20 protein-coding genes and 1 pseudogene are annotated in these 19,608 nt (G+C 73.0%); 1 reads left to right on the forward strand and 20 read right to left on the reverse strand.

Features of this window, described 5'->3' with window-relative positions; translation table 11 throughout:
• The 11 genes from WEB03_RS09885 to hemL all read right to left on the reverse strand — a co-directional run.
• The coding region (locus WEB03_RS09885) for a cytochrome c biogenesis protein ResB (RefSeq protein ID WP_368070780.1) at positions 1–1,728 on the reverse strand (1,728 nt) is incomplete at its 3' end.
• A complete protein-coding gene (locus WEB03_RS09890) occupies positions 1,725–2,477 on the reverse strand; it encodes a cytochrome c biogenesis CcdA family protein (RefSeq protein WP_368070781.1) in 753 nt (250 codons plus the stop codon). The genes WEB03_RS09885 and WEB03_RS09890, both read right to left, overlap by 4 nt.
• Positions 2,470–3,039, reverse strand: a complete 570-nt coding sequence (locus tag WEB03_RS09895) for a TlpA family protein disulfide reductase (protein WP_368070782.1) — start codon at positions 3,037–3,039, stop codon at positions 2,470–2,472. Before WEB03_RS09895 ends, WEB03_RS09890 begins: the two co-directional genes overlap by 8 nt.
• Before the next feature lie 190 nt (positions 3,040–3,229).
• A complete protein-coding gene (locus tag WEB03_RS09900; protein ID WP_368070783.1) occupies positions 3,230–4,195 on the reverse strand; it encodes a hypothetical protein in 966 nt (321 codons plus the stop codon).
• The gene (locus WEB03_RS09905; protein ID WP_368070784.1) at positions 4,192–5,193 is read right to left on the reverse strand and encodes a cytochrome c; all 1,002 of its coding nucleotides are present in this window, start codon (positions 5,191–5,193) and stop codon (positions 4,192–4,194) included. The genes WEB03_RS09900 and WEB03_RS09905 overlap by 4 nt, the downstream gene beginning before the upstream one ends.
• A gap of 28 nt (positions 5,194–5,221) precedes the next feature.
• Positions 5,222–5,815, reverse strand: coding sequence for a ubiquinol-cytochrome c reductase iron-sulfur subunit (locus WEB03_RS09910; RefSeq protein WP_368070785.1), 594 nt, complete (start codon positions 5,813–5,815; stop codon positions 5,222–5,224).
• Positions 5,816–5,897: 82 nt separating this feature from the next.
• A complete protein-coding gene (locus WEB03_RS09915) occupies positions 5,898–6,734 on the reverse strand; it encodes a menaquinol-cytochrome c reductase cytochrome b subunit (RefSeq protein ID WP_368070786.1) in 837 nt (278 codons plus the stop codon).
• A gap of 58 nt (positions 6,735–6,792) precedes the next feature.
• Positions 6,793–7,509 (reverse strand): selenite/tellurite reduction operon b-type cytochrome ExtP, encoded by a 717-nt coding sequence (extP, locus tag WEB03_RS09920; protein WP_368070830.1) that lies wholly within the window; start codon positions 7,507–7,509, stop codon positions 6,793–6,795.
• A gap of 71 nt (positions 7,510–7,580) precedes the next feature.
• Positions 7,581–7,925 (reverse strand): NADH-quinone oxidoreductase subunit I, encoded by a 345-nt coding sequence (locus WEB03_RS09925; RefSeq protein ID WP_368070787.1) that lies wholly within the window; start codon positions 7,923–7,925, stop codon positions 7,581–7,583.
• Between the two features lie 67 nt (positions 7,926–7,992).
• Entirely contained in the window at positions 7,993–8,505 is a 513-nt protein-coding gene (locus WEB03_RS09930) for a hypothetical protein (protein ID WP_368070788.1), read from the reverse strand.
• A 199-nt stretch (positions 8,506–8,704) separates the two neighbouring features.
• Complete coding sequence (gene hemL, locus WEB03_RS09935) at positions 8,705–9,994, reverse strand: glutamate-1-semialdehyde 2,1-aminomutase (RefSeq protein ID WP_368070789.1); 1,290 nt, start codon at positions 9,992–9,994, stop codon at positions 8,705–8,707.
• Positions 9,995–10,199: 205 nt separating this feature from the next.
• Here hemL and WEB03_RS09940 point away from each other — a divergent pair, with 205 nt between their 5' ends.
• Entirely contained in the window at positions 10,200–11,438 is a 1,239-nt protein-coding gene (locus tag WEB03_RS09940; protein WP_368070790.1) for an alpha/beta hydrolase, read from the forward strand.
• 157 nt (positions 11,439–11,595) lie between these two features.
• Here WEB03_RS09940 and WEB03_RS09945 read toward each other — a convergent pair whose 3' ends face one another.
• From WEB03_RS09945 to WEB03_RS09985, 9 genes and pseudogenes are all read right to left on the reverse strand, one after another.
• On the reverse strand, positions 11,596–12,351 hold the full coding sequence (locus WEB03_RS09945) for a glycerophosphodiester phosphodiesterase family protein (protein WP_368070791.1): 756 nt from the start codon (positions 12,349–12,351) through the stop codon (positions 11,596–11,598).
• Between the two features lie 115 nt (positions 12,352–12,466).
• Positions 12,467–13,477, reverse strand: coding sequence for a porphobilinogen synthase (hemB, locus tag WEB03_RS09950; RefSeq protein WP_368070792.1), 1,011 nt, complete (start codon positions 13,475–13,477; stop codon positions 12,467–12,469).
• A gap of 27 nt (positions 13,478–13,504) precedes the next feature.
• On the reverse strand, positions 13,505–13,726 hold the full coding sequence (locus WEB03_RS09955; RefSeq protein WP_368070793.1) for a hypothetical protein: 222 nt from the start codon (positions 13,724–13,726) through the stop codon (positions 13,505–13,507).
• A 10-nt stretch (positions 13,727–13,736) separates the two neighbouring features.
• Positions 13,737–14,549 carry a uroporphyrinogen-III synthase gene (locus WEB03_RS09960; protein ID WP_368070794.1) on the reverse strand — a complete coding sequence of 271 codons (813 nt, stop codon included), beginning with the start codon at positions 14,547–14,549 and terminating at the stop codon, positions 13,737–13,739.
• A 5-nt stretch (positions 14,550–14,554) separates the two neighbouring features.
• Positions 14,555–15,535 (reverse strand): hydroxymethylbilane synthase, encoded by a 981-nt coding sequence (gene hemC / locus WEB03_RS09965; protein ID WP_368070831.1) that lies wholly within the window; start codon positions 15,533–15,535, stop codon positions 14,555–14,557.
• Between the two features lie 7 nt (positions 15,536–15,542).
• Positions 15,543–16,829, reverse strand: a complete 1,287-nt coding sequence (locus tag WEB03_RS09970) for a glutamyl-tRNA reductase (RefSeq protein WP_368070795.1) — start codon at positions 16,827–16,829, stop codon at positions 15,543–15,545.
• 144 nt (positions 16,830–16,973) lie between these two features.
• Positions 16,974–17,597, reverse strand: a pseudogene (locus WEB03_RS09975) (redox-sensing transcriptional repressor Rex); the annotation flags it as partial.
• A gap of 145 nt (positions 17,598–17,742) precedes the next feature.
• Positions 17,743–18,012, reverse strand: coding sequence for a glutaredoxin family protein (locus WEB03_RS09980; protein ID WP_368070796.1), 270 nt, complete (start codon positions 18,010–18,012; stop codon positions 17,743–17,745).
• Positions 18,012–19,577, reverse strand: a complete 1,566-nt coding sequence (locus WEB03_RS09985) for an AMP-binding protein (RefSeq protein WP_368070797.1) — start codon at positions 19,575–19,577, stop codon at positions 18,012–18,014. Before WEB03_RS09985 ends, WEB03_RS09980 begins: the two co-directional genes overlap by 1 nt.
• Positions 19,578–19,608 lie beyond the last annotated feature (31 nt).

The raw sequence follows: 19,608 nt of genomic DNA on the forward strand, positions 1-19,608 counted from the left end.
GGGGGGGGTTGGGGGGGGGGGGGGGGCGGTCAGGGTCAGGGGGGGGTCGGCCGGGGGGGGGGGGGCCCCGGCGCCGCGCGGCGCCTGCGGGGCGAGTTCGACCGGCGTACCGCCGGTCGCGTCGGCGAGGGCACGGACGAGCTGCTCGTGCTCCTCCTCGAACTCCTGCGGCCGCTGGAACGCGCGGCCGCCGGCGGTCACGAGGGTACGGCCCGTACTCGCGTCCCGGGACGCGGCGACCCAGAGGCGCCGGCGGTAGGCGTACAGGGCCAGCCACAGGCCACCGAGCAACATCGCGGACGCGAGCAACAGCCACGGCAGCTGCGGACGGTTCGAGACCTGGAAGCCGACCCAGCGCCTGAGCTCCACGAAGCGGACCGTGACGCCGTCGTCGAAGACGACCTCGGTGCCCGGCCGGAGCGAGGCGTCACCCGCCGGGTCGAGCGCGGAGGTATCGAGCTGCCAGATGGACTGCTGGGTGCGCCCGAGTTGCAGGTCACCGCGGTAGCTGCGGATGACCGCGAGCGGCGCGTCGGCCCACGGGGCGCCCGTGAGCTGAGGGCCGTCGTCGCCGTCGGGGGCGAAGGGGAACAGGAACACGTCGAGCCCGACGTCGGGGTCGGCCGACGCGGCCTTGGCTGCCGTGCGGAAGTGCGGGATGCCGTCACCGCTGGCGCGAGCGATCGCGAAGTCCTCCCACACCACCTCGCCGTCGACCTCGACCTGGAACAGGGGCGCGTAGCCCCAGTCGAGCTGGGTGACCTTCATCCCGTCGAAGGTGACCGGCGCGTTGCCCTCGATGCGGGTCTCGGTCACCTCGCCGTCCGCCGACATCACGGTCACGTCCGAAGCGAAGGTGGTGGCCTGGCCGGCACCGGGGGCGAGGGGGTCGCGGACCCAGTCGACCTCGAAGCCGTCGAGCGAGAGGGTCCAGGCCGCGTGGTCGCCGTCGTCCCAGAGGCGGCCCGGGTCCCGCACCCAGTACTGCGAGATGGTGTCGGAGAAGCCGGGCTCACCCTCGACGACGCCGACCTGGCCCGTGAAGCCGGCCAGCTGCCCGAACACCACGGCGCCGAGCAGGACGTAGAAGGAGAGGTGGAACAGCAACGAGCCGCCCTCGCGCGACCACAGCCCCTTCTCCGCGGCGACCTGCGGCGGCCCGGCCCCGTCGACGACCTCGTCCCGAACCCGCCAGCGTCGCGCAGCCAACAGCTGCTTCGCGGCGGCGTGGACGTCGTCCGGGGACGCGTCGGTGTCGAAGGTGGCGACGACCTCGGCGCGGTCCGGGTAGCGGCTGCGCGGCGGCACCGAGCGGCGGACGAGCCGGACCCACGCCCGGACCCTCGGGATCATGCAGGCGGTCAGCGACAGGTAGAGCAGGAACAGGGTCGCGAGGAACAACGTCGAGCCGTAGACGTCGAACAGCCCGAAGGTGTCGAGCACGGCCGACACGGTGGCGCCCGGCCCCTCCGTGCCGGCGAGCCACCCGTCGACGGTGGTCGGCACGTTCGGGTCCTGCGGGACCACCGTCGCGATCAGCGTCTCGATGGCGAGCACGCCGAGCAGGTACAGGGCCGTGCGCATCCGCACGAGCCAACGCCAGCCCATCAGCACGCTGTCCCACGCGAACCGGGCCGGGCCCTGTGGGCCGCGCGGCGACGGTCGGCGACCCACCGACGGGTTCATCTCCGGTGGCGCCTGCGACTCGAGGTGCTCGGTCGAGGTCACAGGGGTACCTCGAAGCCGCTGATGAGGGGCCGGAGGTAGAAGATGAACCGCTCCCACAGGCCCGTGGCGATGGCGACACCGACGAGCGAGATGAACACGCCGCCGCCGATCTGCAGCCCCCGGGCGTTGCGTCGCAGGAAGCCGAGCGTGCCGCTCATGCGGCGGAACAGCAGGCCGACCAGGATGAACGGCACGCCGAGGCCGAACGCGTAGACGAACCCGAGGATCGCCCCGCGGCCGGACACGCCGCCGCTGACCGACGCCGACAGGGTGAGGATGGCGCCGGCCGCGGGACCGAGGCAGGGGGTCCAGCCGACACCGAACACGAAGCCGAGCAGCGGGGCGCTGGCGAGCCCCTTCGTCGGTGCGGTGGCGGCGAAGCGCGCCTCGCGGACCAGGCGTCCCGACGCCATGGCAGCGCCGAGCACCACCACCAGCAGCCCGAGCCCGACCCGAGCGCCGGTGTTGCGCTCGAGGAAGCTGAGGGTCCCGGCGGCGAACCCGAGCATCACGAAGGGGATCGCGAAGCCGACGACGAACAGGGTGGAGCCGAGCAGCACCCGACCGCGGGCGCGGGCCCCGCCGGTGGCCAGGTCCTGACCCGACAGGCCGGTCATGTACGACAGGTAGCCGGGCACGAGCGGCAGGACGCACGGCGAGGCGAACGACAGCAAGCCGGCCGCGAACGCGACGGCCGCCGCGACGAGGAGGTTCGCGTCGGAGATCAGCAGCTGCACCTGCTCAGCCACGGCCGGCCTCCTCCAGCAGCTGACCGAGCAGGACCGTCAGCTCGGTCGCGTCGGTGGAGCCGAAGATGCGGACCGCGACGCGCCCCTCGCCGTCGAGCAGCAGCGTCGAGGGCATCACGCTCGGGCCGATCCCCCCGAAGGCGGCGGCGTAGCTGCCGGCCGGGTCGTGCACCGAGGGGTAGGGCACGTCGAACTCGCGGACGAACGCCAGGGCGTTGGGCGTCGGGTCGGCGACGTTGACGCCGAGGAACCCGACCTCGCCGGCGAAGCGCTCGGCGATCTCGGTGAGCTCGGGCTGCTCGGTGCGGCACGGCCCGCACCACGAGCCCCAGAAGTTCAGCATCGCGGGGGCACCGGCGAGCGACGTCACGCTCGTCTCGGCCGTCGCATCACCGAGGATCGGGGCCACCCGCGTGGGGGCGGGCTCGCGGTCCTCGACGGGCGTGATGCACAGGTTCGGTCGGACACCGGGGAGCCGGTCACAGTCGGCCGCGCTGGCGCCGCCGGCGCACCCGGCGGCGAGCAGGGCGAGCAGACCGAAGGCAGCGACCAGGCGGGGCACGCGGCGGTCCTGTCGAGCCGGGGGTGGCGGAGACGGGCGGTGGAACCGGACGGGACGACGTGTCGGACACGCGTCCGCCGCCGTGGGAGCGTCAGGGTGCCGGGAGGCAGCGCGGGTGCCAACTCGTGGACGCGCGACGGGCGCCGACGGGGCCGGCGCCCGTCGGGGCGGCGCGTGGGGCGTCAGCCGGTCACTGCGCGATCGGGACCGCGAGATCCTCGGGTTCCTCGACCTGTTCGAGCTCGCGCCGCTTGTCGCGGACCTCGAGCAGGTCGAGCCAGAACAGGCTGCCGGCGAAGCCGAGGGCCGCGATGACCGTCCACAGCATCGACGGGAACCACTCGGCTCCAGGGTCCTGGAAGGCGAACCAGTCGGTCTCCTCCCCGACCGGCCACCCCATCGCGACCTCGTCCTCGCTCTCGGTCGCGGGCAGGATCGGGACACCGGACTCGCGGTCGACGAAGTTGGCCAGGGTGCGGAACTGCTGGGTCACGACCCGCACGCCCTGGTCCTGGGTGACCCGGGGCTCGCCGACCGCCTCCTGGGTGTAGAACGTCGGCGCCCGGCGGACGTTGTCGCCCTGCAGTTCGGGGGTCGAGTCGACGAGCTCGGCGATCTGCTCCTCGAGCTCGGACCGGCGTTCGGCCCCGATCTGGGCCACACCGTTCTCATCGACCGGCAGGTACTGGTTGGCCATGACGTCGCTGGCCTGGCCGACCTCACCGACGACCGAGGCGTAGCGCGGGTCGGTGTTGAGCCGCTCCTCGCTGAGGTCCTGGCGGTCGACGAAGGCGACCGCGTCCTCGAAGGAGTCCGGGTCGTTGCTGGCGGGGAAGGACTCGGCCCGTTCCGACCCGGCCTCGAACCCGTACCAGACCGGGTCGTAGTGGGTGGAGGTCTGCCCGGGCAGGTGGGTGATGCCGAGCCCAGCCGGGATGCCCGGACCGCCGAACCAGAAGAACATCCCGAGCAGGAACCCGAACCCGAAGAAGGCCACGCCGTACATGGCGGTCGCCTTCTTGAGGCCGTAGTTCGACCACAGCAGCATGATGACCGAGCCGCTGAAGAACAGCAGCCCGAGCGGGATGGCGAGGATCGCGGCCGGGTGGTCGGCCGGGATGACGCTCTCGACCGCGAGGAAGAGGGTCGCGCTCACTGGTCGTCACCTTCCGCGGCGGGTGGGCCGCCGATCTGGCCGTAGCGGGGACCGCCGGTGGTCTGGAACGACTCGATGTGGTCGATGACCGCCTCGATCGCATCCTCGGAGAGGACCTGGCGGAACGAGGGCATGGGGGCGAAGCCAGGCACGTAGCGGCCCTGCAGGATCGCCTGGCGTGCGACCTCGCGGCCCTCCTCGGGGTCGTCACCCTCGCCGACGCCGTAACGCTCGTAGAGGTTCTGCAGCGTCGGTCCGACCACCCCCTGGCCGTCGGCACCGTGGCAGCGGGCGCAGTGGTCGGCGAACAGGTCCTCGCCGGAGCGACCGACGAACGCCTGGGCGTCGACCTCGGGCACCTCACCGGTCTGGATCGACAGGATGTAGGCGGCGACCTGGTTGAGCTGGTTGTCGGAGTACTGACCGCCGGCACCGACGCTGAAGGCCGGCATCGGCGTCCCGGGCCGACCGTTCTCGAGGGTCATCATGATGAGCTCGTACGGGTCCTCGACGACCTCGGAGTCCTCGTAGCGGGCGACGATGTTGTTCAGGGCCGGCGCCGGCCAGGGCGCCGCGATCTCGGCGTCGGGGTTCGGAGCGGATCCGCCCCCGAGGTCGACACCGTGGCACGACGCGCAGGCGTCCTGGAACAGCTGGCGGCCGGCGGCGACGTCCTGCTCGTAGAAGTCGTTGTTGCGTTCCGCGATGCGGTTGGGCTCGATGACCCAGTACAGCGGGAGGAACAGCGCGGAGAACACGGCGAAGGCCACCCCCCACGCCATCGCCCGCTCCATCCCGGTGGTCTCGAGCTCCTCGTCGGAGTGGTAGGGCCGCATCGACAGCGGGATGTCGCCGTGACGCTTGGGTCCCTGACGGTTCTTGCCGGGGCCCACGACGAAGTAGGCGACCGCGAAGCCGATCAGCGCGACCACCAGCAGGATGATCGGGACGGCTGCGCCGCTGCCACCGCTCTCGACGGCGACGAACAGGTTGGTCATGTCGGTGCTTCCCCTCGCAGGACGCAGCTCAGGCGTCGACGCAGTTCGGCCCCTCCTGGGGCTGCTCCAACGCGTTGGCCGTCCGGGCGGTCCCGGTGATCAGGTTGCCGAGGTCGACGACGTACATGCCGGCGTCGTCGATGTAGGAGGAGTAACGGTCGAGTCCCCGTGGCGCCGGTCCGCCGGTGTACTCGCCCCAGCGGTTGTAGCGCGACCCGTGGCAGGGGCACTCGAACCACTGGGAGCTCTGGCACCACGGCACGGCGCACCCGAGGTGCACGCACCGCTGGCTGTACAGCGCCATCAGACCCACACCGCTGGACTCGACGATCGCGTGGTCCTCGCCGTAGAGCCCCATCGCCGCCTCGTTGGAAGGGTCCCAGCTGACGATCGAGATCCCGCCGTCGGGGACGCGCACCGGGGTGCGGGACTCCTCGATGGTCTGGGCGAGCGCTTCGGCGTTCTCGAGCGGCACCTCGCCGGTGAGCTCGTCACCGGGGCGCGGGTAGAGGAAGCCGAGCGAGGCCAGGCCGAAGCCGCCGAGACCGGCGCTGACGGCACCGAACATGCCGTAGCGCAGGAAGGCCCGGCGCTCGACCCTGGGCAGGTCGAGGCGGCTCATCGCGTTCCCTTCTGGTCGTCGGTCATGATCTGGTGCTCCTCCCAGCGCCGCAGGGGCGCCGCACGCAAGCTCGTGGAAGCGGTCACAGGGTGAACCCGAGGCCCTGGGTGAAGGGCCAGACCCACTCGTAGCCGGCCCCGCGGAGGAAGGACCCGATCATGACCAGGATCCCCCAGAAGGCCAGGAAGAAGGTGAAGGCGAGGTTGGCGACCTTGCGGTTCTCGGGCCGCGCGGAGGGGTTCTTGTCGACGTAGGGAGTGGCCATCAGCCCGACGAGGAACACGCCCGGCAGGGTGACGCCAGCGATCATCGGGTGGAAGTAGCGCAGCAGCTCCTGCAGACCCATGAAGTACCACGGCGCCTTGTTGATGGCTGGGACCTCGTTGGGGTTGGCCAGCGAGCCGAGGGGCGCGTCGAGGAAGAAGGACACGATCAGCAGCAGCGAGCCCATCGCCAGCAGGGCGACGAACTCGACCAGCAGCAGGTGCGGCCAGGTGTAGACCTTGTCCATCTGCTTGGACTGGACCTGCTGGATCCCGGCGGGGGGCACGAGCGCGAGCATGCGGTGGGTGTGGCCGCTGGCGGCGGGCACACCGATGGAGCCGGACCCGTTGCCGTTACCGAGCGATGCCGCGACGCGGGCCGCGCGCTCCTCGGGGGTGAGCCGCCCGCCGCCACCGGTTTCGGCCGGCGCCGCCTGCTTGGTCGCGACGCCGCCGCCACCGCCCTTCTTCTCGCGGAACGCCTCGAGGGCCTTGGTGTTCTCCTCGGCGGGCTTGGGTCCGAGGCTCTGTCCCTCGGCGATCTTGGCAGCGCGGACGCTCGCGGCCTTGGCCTTGGCCCGAGCCATGCGCTCGGACATGCCGTCCGCGATCAGACGGTCGTAGACCGCCTGATCCATCTGGACCTCTTCCGCCATCTCGTCTCACCTCTCGCCGTCGTCACCGTGCCCGTGGGGCTGGCTCACGCCGGGTGTGTCACAGGGGGCCGGAGATCCCGCCGTCCTTGCGGATCCGCCAGAAGTGGACCGCGAGGAAGACCACCGTCACGAACGGGATGAACAGGACGTGGAGCACGTACCAGCGCAGCAGGGTCGCCGGCCCGATCGAGACGCCACCGAGGAGCACGAACTGCACCTGGTCACCGAAGACCGGGGTGTAGCCCATCATGTTGGTGCCGACGGTGACGGCCCAGAGGGCGAGCTGGTCCCAGGGCAGCAGGTAGCCGGTGAAGCTCAGCAGCAGGGTCAGCAGCAGCAGGATGACGCCGACGACCCAGTTGAACTCCCGCGGCGGCTTGTAGGCCCCGTGGTAGAAGACGCGCGCCATGTGCAGGAACACGGTGAAGACCATCGCGTGGGCACCCCACCGGTGCATGTTGCGCACCAGGTTGCCGAAGGTGACCGACGCCGACAGCTCGCGCATGTTGAGGTAGGCGAGCTCGGTGCCGGCACCGGCGGCCGGGGTGTAGAAGAACATCAGGAAGATGCCGGTGATGGTCAGCAGGATGAACAGGAAGAAGCTCAGGCCGCCCAAGCAGTAGGTGTAGGTCAGCTTGAGACCGTGGCGCTTCACCTTCACCGGGTGCAGGTGGTAGAGGACGTTGTTCATCGCCGCGAGGGCGCGGTCCCGCGACGTGTCGCGGTAGCCCTTGCGGTAGATCGACCCCGGGCGGAAGATCGACTTCCAGATCACGTTGTCCTGGACGTTCGTCTTCGTCTCGCCCCAGCTCGGCAAGCTCGGTCGCTTCGCCACTCGTCCTGCTCCTAGTTGTCGGTACGCCCGAGCCACAGCGCGTCGGAGGGGCAGCGCTCCACGCAGATGGCGCAGCGCGTGCACTCGTTGTCGTCGATGATGAACACCGCGTGGGACTGGGCCGCGAGGGTCACGAGCTCCGGGTTGTCAGCGTCCTGGATGATCCCCGGCGACATCATGAAGATGCACTCCCAGGGACAGACGTCCTCGCAGGCGCGGCACAGGATGCAGAGTTCGGCGGTGAGCCCGATGTGACGCTTCGGCTTGACGCGCTCCTGCAGCCACTGCGCGTCGACCTGCTGGACGACGTAGTCGTCGAACATCAGCGGGTGCTCGCCCCTGTCGGTCTTGCCCACGTCGTCCTCCTTCCTGTGCGTCGTCGCGGTGCGTCACGTGCCTCGGTACCTGCTGCGGTGCCTCGGATCACTTGTAGCCACCGGCCTCCGGCTTGACCTCGCCGGCGGCGAGCGACTTCGGGTACTGCTTCTGGACCTTGAGGAAGATCAGGAGCGTCACCACGATGCCCCCCATCATCAGGACCGCGACCACCGACTCGGCGATGACCCCGTAGAGGTTCGAGGCGATCTGGAGCCGGTAGTCCTCGATGTCGAAACCGGCCGTCTCCGGGATGATCACGCCGGCGAGCACGTTCTCGTTGGCTTGGACGAACTGGATCCAGGCGTGCGGCAGGACACCGTGCACCCACCAGATGAAGCTGGACGCGCCCATGACACCCATGGTCGCCGAGACCCACTCACGCCGGCCGTAGGTCAGCTTCGCCAGGTACAGCGGGAGCGCCATCAACGGGCCGAGCCACAGCAGCATGATCGCGGCCCCGACCCAGCCCTGCCCGGTGCTCGCCGGGTCGCCGAAGTAGTACAGCGCACGCAGCGCGTCGGGGATGGCGGCACCGAACTCGCGGAACCACTCCAGCACGGGGCTTGCCTCTCCTCGGCCGCCGGCGAGCCACCGTTCGGGCTCGGTGCGACGGTGACGGGGGACGGATGCAGACGGGGGTATCGCGGACCTACCGGGCCACGCGTGCGCGTACGCACGAGCGGTGGTGGGCGGAGGCTACCAACGGCCGGGGAGGGCCACCAAAAGATCGGTCGCAGACCTCCGGGCGCCGCGCGGCTCAGCCCAGCGCCGCGGCCGCGCTGGCGGCGGCCTCGGCCACCTGGTCGAGGTGGCGCTCCTCGAGGGCGAGCGAGGTGAAGATGACCTCGTAGCCGGACGGGGCGAGGTACACGCCGCGGTCCAGCATCAGGTGGAAGAACCGGCCGTAGCGGTCGTGGTCGGCGGCCGCGACGTCCTCGTAGCGCCCCGGTGCGGCGTCGGCGAAGACGACCCCGGCGAGCGTGCCGTGCTGGAGCACCTGCACGGGCAGGTCGTGATCGGCGAACACGTGGCGCAGGTCGGTGACGATGCGATCGGTGGTCGCCCGCAGACGGCGGTGGACCTCCGGGTCCTCGAGCAGCGCCAGCTGCGCGAGGCCGGCGGCGACGGCCACGGGGTTCCCCGACAACGTGCCGGCCTGGTAGACGGACCCGACCGGTGCGAGGTGGTCCATCAGGTCGGCCCGCCCCCCGAAGGCGGCCAACGGGAACCCGCCCCCGAGCACCTTGCCGAGCACGGTCAGGTCAGGGGTGACACCGTGGACCTCCTGCGCGCCACCGCGGGCGAGCCGGAACCCGGAGATGACCTCGTCGAAGACCAGGACCGCGCCCACGCGGTCCGCCTGCTCGCGGAGGAAGGCCAGGAACCCCTCCTCGGGGGCGACGAGGTTCATGTTCGCCGGGACCGGCTCGCACAGGATCGCGGCGAGGTCGTCGGCGTGCGCGTCGACCGCGGCCGTGACCGCGGCCCGGTCGTTCCAGGGCACGAGCACGGTGTCGGCAGCGGCGCCGTCGGTGACGCCCGGCGAACCAGGGATCCCGAGGGTGGCGACGCCGGACCCCGCTGCCACCAGCAGCGCGTCGGCGTGCCCGTGGTAGTGGCCGACGAACTTGAGCAGCTTGGATCGGCCGGTCGCGCCACGGGCGAGCCGGATGGCGCTCATCGCTGCTTCGGTCCCCGAGCTGGTCAGCCGGAGCTTGTCGATGGACGGCACGGCGTCGATCACCCGCTCGGCGAGCTGCACCTCGCCCTCGGTCGGCGCGCCGAAGGACGACCCGCGTTCGAGCGCGGCCGTGGCGGCCTCGACCACCTCACGCCGGGCGTGACCGAACAGCAGCGGTCCCCAGGAGTTCACCAGGTCGACGTACGAGCGGCCGTCCTCGTCCTCGACGATCGCGCCGTGCCCGCGTCGGATGAACCGTGGGGTCCCCCCGACGGAGGAGAAGGCCCGGACCGGGGAGTTCACCCCGCCGGGGATGACCGCCTGGGCGCGTTCGAACAGGGCGGCGGACCGCGAAGCGTCGGACACCGGTAGCTCCGTGTCGGGGCAGGAGTCTGGCAGGGTTCACGTCGAAGGGGACGTGGAGGCCGGCGCCGGGGGACGTCCGGCAGCGGTGAGCGGAGGGTAGGTGGTCGCGGACGGCGCGAGCAGCGGGGGGTCGGGCCGCGGCCGTCGCCGGGGGCTGACGAGCCAGCCACGCGCGCGTCGGCGCCGCGCGGCGTCGACCTCGGCCATGACCGACCGCCGGCGTCGCGTCGCCGCGCTCGCCGGAGGTGGGACCGCGGCGCTGCTGGCCGCCGCGGGGGGTGCCACCTGGTACTACGCCGAGCGCATCACCGAGGCACCCGGCCGCCGGCCGGTCCCGCCGCTGCCCGACGACGGTGTCCAGGTCCGCGATCTCGACGGATCGAGCGTGGTGCTGGCGGGGCCCGCGGCGGAGCGTCCGGGCTGGTGGGGCCTCGACACCGGACGGGGGTGGCTCCGGGTCGGACCACCGGGCGACCTGGTCCCGCTCGACGCCGACGACCCCGACCTCGCCCACGTCACGACCGGTGTGCGTCGCCCCGTCGAGCACCGCGTCGGGAAGGTCGAGGCCGGTGACACCGGCCTGCTCGATGCCGACGCCATCCCGGAGGACCCGGCCGACGTCGGGCTCGAGGTCGACGACGAGCAGGTCACCGGTCCGCTCGGCGACCTGCCGGCCTGGTGGTTCCCCGCGCCGACGGGTGCTCCGACCCGTCCCGTCCGGACGGTGGCGGTGCTCGTCCACGGCCGGAGCGGTTCGCGTCGCGAGGTCGTTCGCTGGGCCCCGACCTTCCTCGCCGCCGGCGTGTCCTGCCTGGCGCTGTCGTACCGCAACGCACCGGGCGCACCCCCCTCCCCCGATGGACGCAGCCACCTCGGCGCCACCGAATGGGAGGACCTCGAGGCGGCGATCGAGCACGTCGTGGACCACCACGCCGCCGACGACGTGGTCGTGCTCGGGGTGTCGATGGGGGGCGCCTGCGCCGCCGAGTTGCTGCGTCGGAGCGTCGCCGCGTCCCACGTCCGCGCCCTGGTGCTCGACGCACCGGTCCGCCACTGGGGGCCCGTGCTCCGGGCAGCCGCCCGTCAACGGGGGCTGCCGCCGGCCGTGCTCCCGATCCTCCTGCCACCGACCATGGCGCTGGCCGGCGCTCGACGGCGCATCGACTGGCGCGGTCTCGACGACCTCGCCGATCCGAACCTGTTCCGTTCGCCGACGCTGCTGTTCCACGGCGACGCCGACGCGACCGTCCCGGTCGCGCTGTCGGACGCGTTCGCTGCCGCCCGGCAGGACGTGGTCACCTACCACCGGGTCCGGGGCGCCGGCCACGTCCGCACCTGGAACGTGGACCGCGAGGGCTGCGAGGCGGCGCTCGCCGCGTTCCTGGACCGGGTGCTCGACGAGCGCCAACGTCCGCCGCTGCGCCCGATCCCCGGCGCCCCCTGACCACACCAGCACCCCGCTACCTCGCGACCGGGCCCACCGGGTCTACCGGGGGCCTCACGTGGCGCCACCGCCACACCAGCACCCCGCTACCCCGCGACCGAGCCCACCGGGCCCTACCGGGGGCCCCACGTAGCGCCACCGCCACACCAGCACCCCGCTACGTCGCGGGGCCGCCGATCCGGGGGCGGACGCCCTCGAAGATGACGTTGTCGGCGAGCCGCCGCGCGCGGGTGAGCTCCTCCTCGGTCGCCACCGTCCAGGTCACCAACGTGCCTCCCGCCTCTCGCCACCCGTCGGTCCGCGGCGTCGGGAGACCGCGCAGGTCGTAGCTCACGGCGTGGGGCGCGGCGGCGTCGAGGTCGGCCAGCGACGCCAACCGGCGGCGGACCGGCCCGGGGATCGGCAGGTTCTCGAGCGGGCCCGAGGTGAGGACGCGGACGACCTCGGGCCGGTGCCGCCGGAACCAACGCGCGGTGCCCGGGTGGAAGCCCGCCACGCACCAGGGTCCCGTGTGGGGCTCGAGGAGGTCGGCGACGACGCGTTCGAGGCGGCCCACGCGCAGACCGAGCGACTTGCACTCGACCATCACCGGGGTCGCCCCGAGGACGTCCAGGACCTCGGCGAGCGTGGGGACGGGCTCGGGCGACCCGACCAGCGGCAGACCCCGGAGCTCGGCGGCCGTCAGCCTGTCGACGCGGACCGCCCGGCCCGTCAGCCGTTCGAGGTCACGGTCGTGCACGACGACCGGGACGCCATCGCGGGTCAGCTGGACGTCGAGCTCCACACCGAAGCCGGCGTCGCGGGCGGCCGCGAACGCGGGCAGGGTGTTCTCCGCGACCGACCCGCCGTGCAAGCCACGGTGGGCGAGCGGCGTGTCGACGAGCCAGGACGGAGCGGTCGGCGTCGACGTCACACGCAGCCTCGCAGGCGGCGCGGAGGAGAGCTCACGGGGACCGAGCGAGCACGCACGGCACGACCTCGCCGACGCGGAGGAGAGCTCACGGGGACCGAACGAGCACACACGGCGTTCAGCCCTGCAGCGCGCGGGCGAGGGGGAGCGCGGCGTAGGTCAGCACCTGGTCGGCGCCGGCCCGCACGATCGCCGTCACGGCCTCGTGCATCGCCCGGTCACCGTCGAGCCAGCCTCGCTCGGCGGCGGCGGCGAGCATCGCGTACTCCCCCGACACCTGGTAAGCGGCCAGGGGCTGGTCGAAGCGCGCGCGGGCCTCGGCGAGCACATCGAGGTAGGCGAGCGCGGGCTTGACCATCAGCACGTCGGCGCCCTCAGCGGCGTCGAGGTCGAGCTCGAGCCGGGCTTCGCGGCGGTTCCCAGGGTCCATCTGGTGGCTGGCGCGGTCGCCACCGGACATGCTCGAACCCGCCGCGTCACGGAACGGGCCGTAGAACGCGGAGGCGTACTTGGCGGCGTAGGCGACGACGCCGACCCGCTCGTGCCCGGCCTCGTCCAACCCGGCGCGGATCGCCGCGACCTGGCCGTCCATCATCCCGGAGGGGGCGACGAGGTCGACCCCGGCGGCGGCGTAGGCCAGCGCGTCGCGGACGTAGCCCTCGACCGCCTCGTCGTTGCGGACCAACTGGTCGTCAGCAGAACTTCCCCCGGGGCCGACCCCACCGAGCGGGCCGCAGTGGCCGTGATCGGTGTACTCGCACTGGCACACGTCGGCCCACACGACCAGGTCGTCACCGACGCGGTCGCGGATGGCCCGGGTCGCCGTCGGGACCGGGCCGGAGGGGTCCCACCCCGACGACCCGACCGCGTCCTTGGTCGCCGGGATCCCGAACAGGATCACGCCGCCGATGCCGGCGGTGACCGCCTCGGCCGCGACGTCGACCACCGTCGTCGTGGTGTGCTGCGAGACCCCCGGCATCGACGCGATGGGCGTCGGGTGCTCCGGTCCGCCCTCGCGCACGAACAGCGGCAGCACGAACTGCGCCGGGTGGAGGCGCGTCTCGGCGAAGGCCGAGCGGAGCGCGGGGGTCCGACGCAGCCGTCGCAGGCGGGTGGTGGGGAAGCTCACGTCGCACCTCCATCGGGAGGGGCGAGTCTACGAACCCGGGACGGCTGCCCCAGCCGAGCGGACCTCGCGGTCGCGCGTGCCCGTCACGGTCGCGTCAACCTCGCAGCGCTGCACGTGTGGTGCGACCGTGACGGCCTGACGCGACAGGTGGTGTCCGTCCGAGCCGCGCATCACCCGGGAGACCACGGCGAGCCCCGCGGCACCGGCGGCCAGGAGCGCGAACGGGATCCTCGCCAGCCGCTGCTTCACCGTCGCCCCCTCAGCCTCCGGCCCGGTGTTCGGGGCCGACGCTCGTGCCGGACGCCCCAGCGAGGGCGTCGAGGAGCCCACCGAGGTCGTGCGGGTCGGCCTCGACGGCGGCCTCGATCCCGAGCTCACGACACGCCGCCGAGGTGACCGGTCCGATGGTCACGACCCGGCCCGACCACGACCGCGATCCGATCAGCGTCACGAAGCCGCGGACGGTGGAGGCGGAGGTGAACGAGAGGAGGTCGACGTGCCCGTCCGCGAGGGCGTCGAGCACCTCGGGTGCCAGCCGCTCGGCGGTGACGGTGCGGTAGGCGACGACGGGGACCGGGGTCCACCCAGCGGCGCTCAGGGCGGCATCGAGGTCCCGCCCCGCGAGGTCACCGCGTGGCAGGAGCACCTCGCCCGCACCCGCCGGGACGGCCCGGCCGAGCGCTGCGCCCGTCGCGGTGTCGGGCACCACGGTGGGCCGGACACCGAGGAGTTCGCCGACCAGCGCCGCCGTCCGTGGCCCGACCGCTCCGACGAGGGTCGACGCCCGGAGCGCCGGAGCGGGGTCGATCCCGGCGTCTCGGAACGCCCGTGCGAGCGCGTGGACGCCGTTCGCGGAGGTCAGGCACACACCGGCGTACGCGCCCGCCGCCAGGCGGTCGACCGCGGCGCGCAGGTCAGCCGGGTCGCCGGGCACGGTGGTGATCGTCGGCGCCTCGATCGGGATCCCGCCGGCGGCGCGGATGCGGTCGGAGAGCTCCGCCGCCTGGTGCGGCGGCCGGGTGACGAGGACGCGTCGCCCCCGCAGCGGTCCCGGCGCGCCAGCAGCCGCCACCGAGCTCAGGCCTGGTCGGCGCGCATGCGCGCGAGCACCTCGCCGCCGCCGGCCTCGAGCAGCGTCGCGGCCATGACCCGGCCGAGCAGCTCGGGCTCGGACGCGCCGGTCTCGTGCGACGCGCGGTAGAGGTTGGTGCCGTTCGGGTCCGACAGCAGTCCGAGCAGCTCGATGCGCTTCTCGCCCGTCGGGCCGGAGCGGACCTCGGCGTGGGCACCGATCGGTGCCGTGCAGCCCCCCTGGAGGTGGGCCAGCATCTCCCGCTCCGCGGTGACCGCGAGCCGGGTGTCCTCGTCGTCGAGCTTGCGGAGCGCCTTGCGCGTCGCGGCATCGTCGACCCGGCACTCGAGCGCCAACGCCCCCTGCGCGGGAGCGTGGAGCATCTCCCCGTGCTCGAGCGGCACGGCGGTCAGCCCCGGCACGTCCGGCTTGGCCCGCAGCAGCCCGGCGATCGCGAGGACGATGCCGTCGACCTCCCCGCTGACGACCTTGCCGAGCCGCGTCTCGATGTTGCCGCGGATGGGCTGCACCAGGATGTCGCGCCGGTGCTTGGACAGCTGGGCCTTCCGTCGCGGCGCGGAGGTCCCGATCGCGACGGGACGATCGCGCGGCAGGTCGGCGATCCGCCACCCCGCGCGGGTGACGAGCGCGTCGCGCGGATCGACGCGTGCGGGGACGCCGCCGATCACCAACTCCGGATGTGCTTCGGTCGGCAGGTCCTTGTAGGAGTGGACGACGAGGTGGCAGTCCCCGTCGAGCACCGCCTGACGGGTCCGGTCGACGAACAGCCCCTTGGTGTCGAAGCTGCCGAGCGCGCGGTCGGGATGTTCGTCGCCCGTGGTGGCCATCGGCACCAGCTCGTAGGGGCGGCCCGTTGCGGCTTCGAGGGCGGCACCGACCTGACGGGCCTGGACCTGGGCCAGGTTGGACCGACGCGTGGCGAGCCGCCACGGGCCGGTCGCGGGCGCAACCGGGGACCGGGCCATCACCAGCTCACTCGTCGTCCAGCGCGAAGAGCTCGCGGATGGCGTCGGCGTGCGACTCGGCCGCCGCGCCGTCGGCGAGCGACTTGAGCCGCACCGTCGGCTCGTGCAGGAGGGTGTTCACGATCCCCCGCGTGAGGGCTTCGACGGCGGACCGCTGCCGGTCGTCGAGCCCGCCGAGCTTGCCTGCCAGACGGTCGAGCTCGTCGGTGCGGACCTGTTCGGCACGGGTCCGGAGCGCCCGGATGGTCGGCTCGATCTCGGCTGCGGCGACCCAGGCGGCGAAGAGCTCGGCCTCCTCGTCGACGACGGCGCGCGCGCTGGCCAGCACCTCACCAGCGACCGTGCGCTCGGCTCGGTCGCGGACGTCGGCGATGTCGACGACGTTCACGCCGGCGAGGTCCTCGCAGGTGGGGTCGACGTTGCGGGGCATCGCGAGGTCGAGCAGCACGAGGGGGGCGTCGCCGACCTTCCCCGCGAGGGCGCGTTCGGTCAGGGCCGACCCGACGAGGTCGGCGTCCAGCACCGGCTCGGGCGCACCGGTCGTGCAGACCACGAGGTCCGCCGCGACGAGCGCGGACCGCAGCCCGCCGGCGGGGACGACCTCGCCAGCGACCTTGGCCGCGAGCCGGTCGGCCTTGTCGGCGCTGCGGTTCCAGACCAGGAGCCGGCCGACGCCCTCGTCGCGGAGCTGGGTAGCGGTGAGCACACCGACCTTGCCGGCGCCGACGATCAGGACGGTGCGGCCCGCCAGGTCGGCGCTGCCGAGGCGGTGGCGTGCCACCTCGAGGCCGACGTCGACCATCGACGAGGCGCCCGAGGAGATGTCGGTCTCGCGACGGATCCGACGTCCGACGCTGACCGCCTGGCGGAACAACCGCTGCAGCACGCGCCGCGCCGAGCCCTCGGCGCGGGCGGCCTCCATCGCAGCCTTCACCTGGACGGCGATCTGCTGCTCACCGACGACCATCGAGTCGACCCCACCGGCGACGGCGAACAGGTGCGCCGCGGCCCGGTCGTCGTGGTAGCTGTAGTGCAGCTCCTCGAGGTCCTGGGGGTGGACGTCACCGCGCTCGGCCAGCCACCCGCGGATCTCGGCCAGGCCGGCGTGGAAGCGGGTGACCGAGGCGTAGACCTCGACCCGGTTGCAGGTCGACAGGATCGCCGCCTCGGACACGTGCGGCAGCCGGGTGAGGGCGGCGAGCGCCTTCGGCAGCTCCTCGTTCGGCACAGCCAACCGCTCCAACAGCGCGAGATCCGCGCTGCGGTGGTTGCAGCCAACGACGAGGACGGACACGCGGATGGCCTTCGGGCAGCGGGCGGGCGGCGTGCTCGCCGGAGCGTATCGCCCGGGACGCACGGTCCGGAACGTGGATCGGCGCGATCCACCTCCCGAGGAGGCCGGTCAGCCGGTGGCTACCGGGAGCTCGCTGCCGCCGAGCTGCTCGTAGAAGGAGAGGATCTGCAGCTCGGTCGACAGGTCGACCGTGCGGACGGTGACGTGGTCGGGGACATCGAGGCGGACCGGGGCGAAGTTCAGCAGCGCGGTCACCCCGGCGGCGACGAGCTGGTCGGCCACCGCCTGGGTGTGCGCCGCCGGTGTCGCGAGGACCGCGAGGTGCACCCCCCGATCGCGGACGATGTCCGGCAGCAGGTCGGTCGGCTCGACGTGGTGTCCGCCCACCTCCGTCCCGATCAGGTCCGGGTCGGCGTCGACGAGGGCGACGGTCCGGAAGCCCCTGCGGCTGAACCCGTCGTAGCTCGCGAGTGCCCGCCCGAGGTTGCCGATCCCGACGATGACCACGGGGCGGTCCACGCTGATGCCGAGGATGGCGGAGATCTCGGTGGTCAGATCCCCCACGGCGTAGCCGACACCACGCGTGCCGGCCGTGCCGAGGTAGGACACGTCCTTGCGCACGATCGAGGAGTTGAGCCCCGCCGCGGTCGCCAGCTCGTCCGAGGAGATCGTCGCCTGATCGGCCTCGGCCGCGTCGACGAGCGCCTGCAGGTAGCGGGGCAGCCGCGACACGGTCGCCACCGGCAGCCGGCTGGCCGGTCGACGCGCGCTCGGGTCGCTGTCGGACCGACGCGTGCTCGGGTCGCCGTCGGACCGACGCGTGCTCGGGTCGCCGTCACTGCGTCGCTCGGTCACGTGCCGCCACTCCCCCGGGAACGCGCTCGGTTCTTCGACGCGCCGCCACCGTCCGAGGTTAGCTCCGCCGCGACCTCGCCCGGGCCACCGCACCCCGGACCTGGCCGGGGGCCACCTCGAGCTCGGCGACCTCGTCACCGTCGACGGTGACGACCGGGACGCGCACGGTGTAGCGCTCACGCAGCTGCGGGTCGGTGTCGATGTCGATGACGCGAACCGGGCACCCGCGGGCTTCGCGTCGGACGAGGTCCTCGGCGCGGCGACAGAGCCCGCAGCCCTGGCGGGTGTAGACGACGACCTCGGGAGCGGGGCGTCGGCCCCAGCGCATCAGGGCGCTCCGGCGCGTCCGCGCAGCTCCCCGCGGCGCACCTTGCCGGTGGCGGTGTGCGGCAGCACCGGCACCACCTCGATGCGTGACGGGCACTTGTACCGAGCGAGCCGTTCACGGCAACGGGCCTCGAGCGCGTCGACGTCGACCTCGTGACCGGTGCGCGGGACCACGTAGGCCACGACGGTCTCACCCGTCAGCGGGTGGGGGGCACCGACGGACGCCGCCTCGGCGACCGCCTCGTCCTCGGCGAGCACCCGCTCGACCTCGCGCGGGTAGACGTTGAAGCCGCTGACGATGATCAGGTCGCGGAGGCGGTCGACGAGCCGGAGCGCCCCGGTCGCGTCCTGGATGCCGACGTCCCCCGTACGCAGCCACCCGTCGGGGGTGAGCGCCGCGGCGGTCGCGTCGGGGTCGTTCCAGTAGCCCTGGAACACGTTCGGGCCACGGACCCAGACCTCGCCGGGGTCCCCGGGTTCGACGTCGTGGCCCTGCGCGTCCACGAGCCGCAGGTCGATGCCTGGCAGGGGCAGACCGACGCTGCCGGGGATCGCAGCGTCGGCCATCGAGGTCGAACTGACCGACGGGGACGCTTCGGTCAGCCCGTAGCCCTCCTCGATGGTGATGCCCGTCGCCTCGGCGAACCGTTCGAGTGTCGAGGTGCCGAGCGGCGCGGCACCGGAGACCGCCAGCCGGACCGACGACACGTCGGTCCGGTCGAGCAGCCCCGACTCGAGCCAGGCGATGTACATCGGCGGTGCCCCGAGCACGACCGTGACCCGGTGGCGCTCGATCGCGTCGAGCGTCTCGGCGGGGTCGAAACGGGGACAGAGCACCATCGTGGCGCCGACCGACACCGAGGTCCCGAGCCCGACGTTGAGCGCGTAGATGTGCGCCAGCGGGAGGACGAGCAGCACGGTGTCGTCGCCACCGACCTCGAACCGACCGGCGAGCGACTGGTCCTGGTTCGCGGCGAGGTTGCCCCGGGTCAGCATCGCTCCGCGGGGTCGGCCGGTGGTGCCCGACGTGTAGACCAGCGCGGCCAGATCCTCGGCATCGCGGGTGACGAGCTCGGGTTCGCCGGCCTCGGCCAGCAGCTGCTCGTAGGGGTGGGCGTCATCGACATCCACGTCGACGGCCACGAGGTGACGCAGCCGGGGCAGCTCGCCGCGCAGGGCGGCGATGTCGGCGGCGCGTTCGGGACCGACGAAGACGAACTCGACCTCGGCGTCGGCGAGGGCGTGTCGGAGCTCGTCCGGGGCGAGGCCGGGCAGCAGCGGGACGAAGGCCGCCCCGGCGCGCAGGACCGCGGCGTAGGTCTCGACGAACTCGACGGTGGTGCCGAGCACGATGGCGACACGGTCGCCCGGGCCGACGCCGAGCTGCTGCAGGGCGCCGGTCACCGCGTCGACGCGGGCGTGGAGCTCGCCGTAGGTCACGGTGCGATCCCCGGCGATGAGGGCCGGGTGGTCGGGGTGCTGCAGCGCGGTCCGACGCAGCCGGGCAGCCAGGTCGGGGATGCGGTCCGGATCGCGGAGGTCCGGCGCGTCGGTCTTCGGACTCACGCCGGTACATCCTCTCGACGACGAACGAGCG

This window comes from Nitriliruptor sp. (assembly GCF_040882075.1).
Classification (GTDB): Bacteria; Actinomycetota; Nitriliruptoria; order Nitriliruptorales; family Nitriliruptoraceae; genus Nitriliruptor.

Bases quoted from the DNA above. Each gene is read 5' to 3' on its own strand.
- WEB03_RS09940 (WP_368070790.1), top strand. From the start codon at position 10,200: ATGACCGACCGCCGGCGTCGCGTCGCCGCGCTCGCCGGAGGTGGGACC.
- WEB03_RS09910 (WP_368070785.1), bottom strand. From the start codon at position 5,815: ATGAGCCGCCTCGACCTGCCCAGGGTCGAGCGCCGGGCCTTCCTGCGC.
- WEB03_RS09980 (WP_368070796.1), bottom strand. From the start codon at position 18,012: ATGCGCTGGGGCCGACGCCCCGCTCCCGAGGTCGTCGTCTACACCCGC.
- hemC (WP_368070831.1), bottom strand. From the start codon at position 15,535: ATGGCCCGGTCCCCGGTTGCGCCCGCGACCGGCCCGTGGCGGCTCGCC.
- WEB03_RS09915 (WP_368070786.1), bottom strand. From the start codon at position 6,734: ATGGCGGAAGAGGTCCAGATGGATCAGGCGGTCTACGACCGTCTGATC.
- WEB03_RS09905 (WP_368070784.1), bottom strand. From the start codon at position 5,193: ATGACCAACCTGTTCGTCGCCGTCGAGAGCGGTGGCAGCGGCGCAGCC.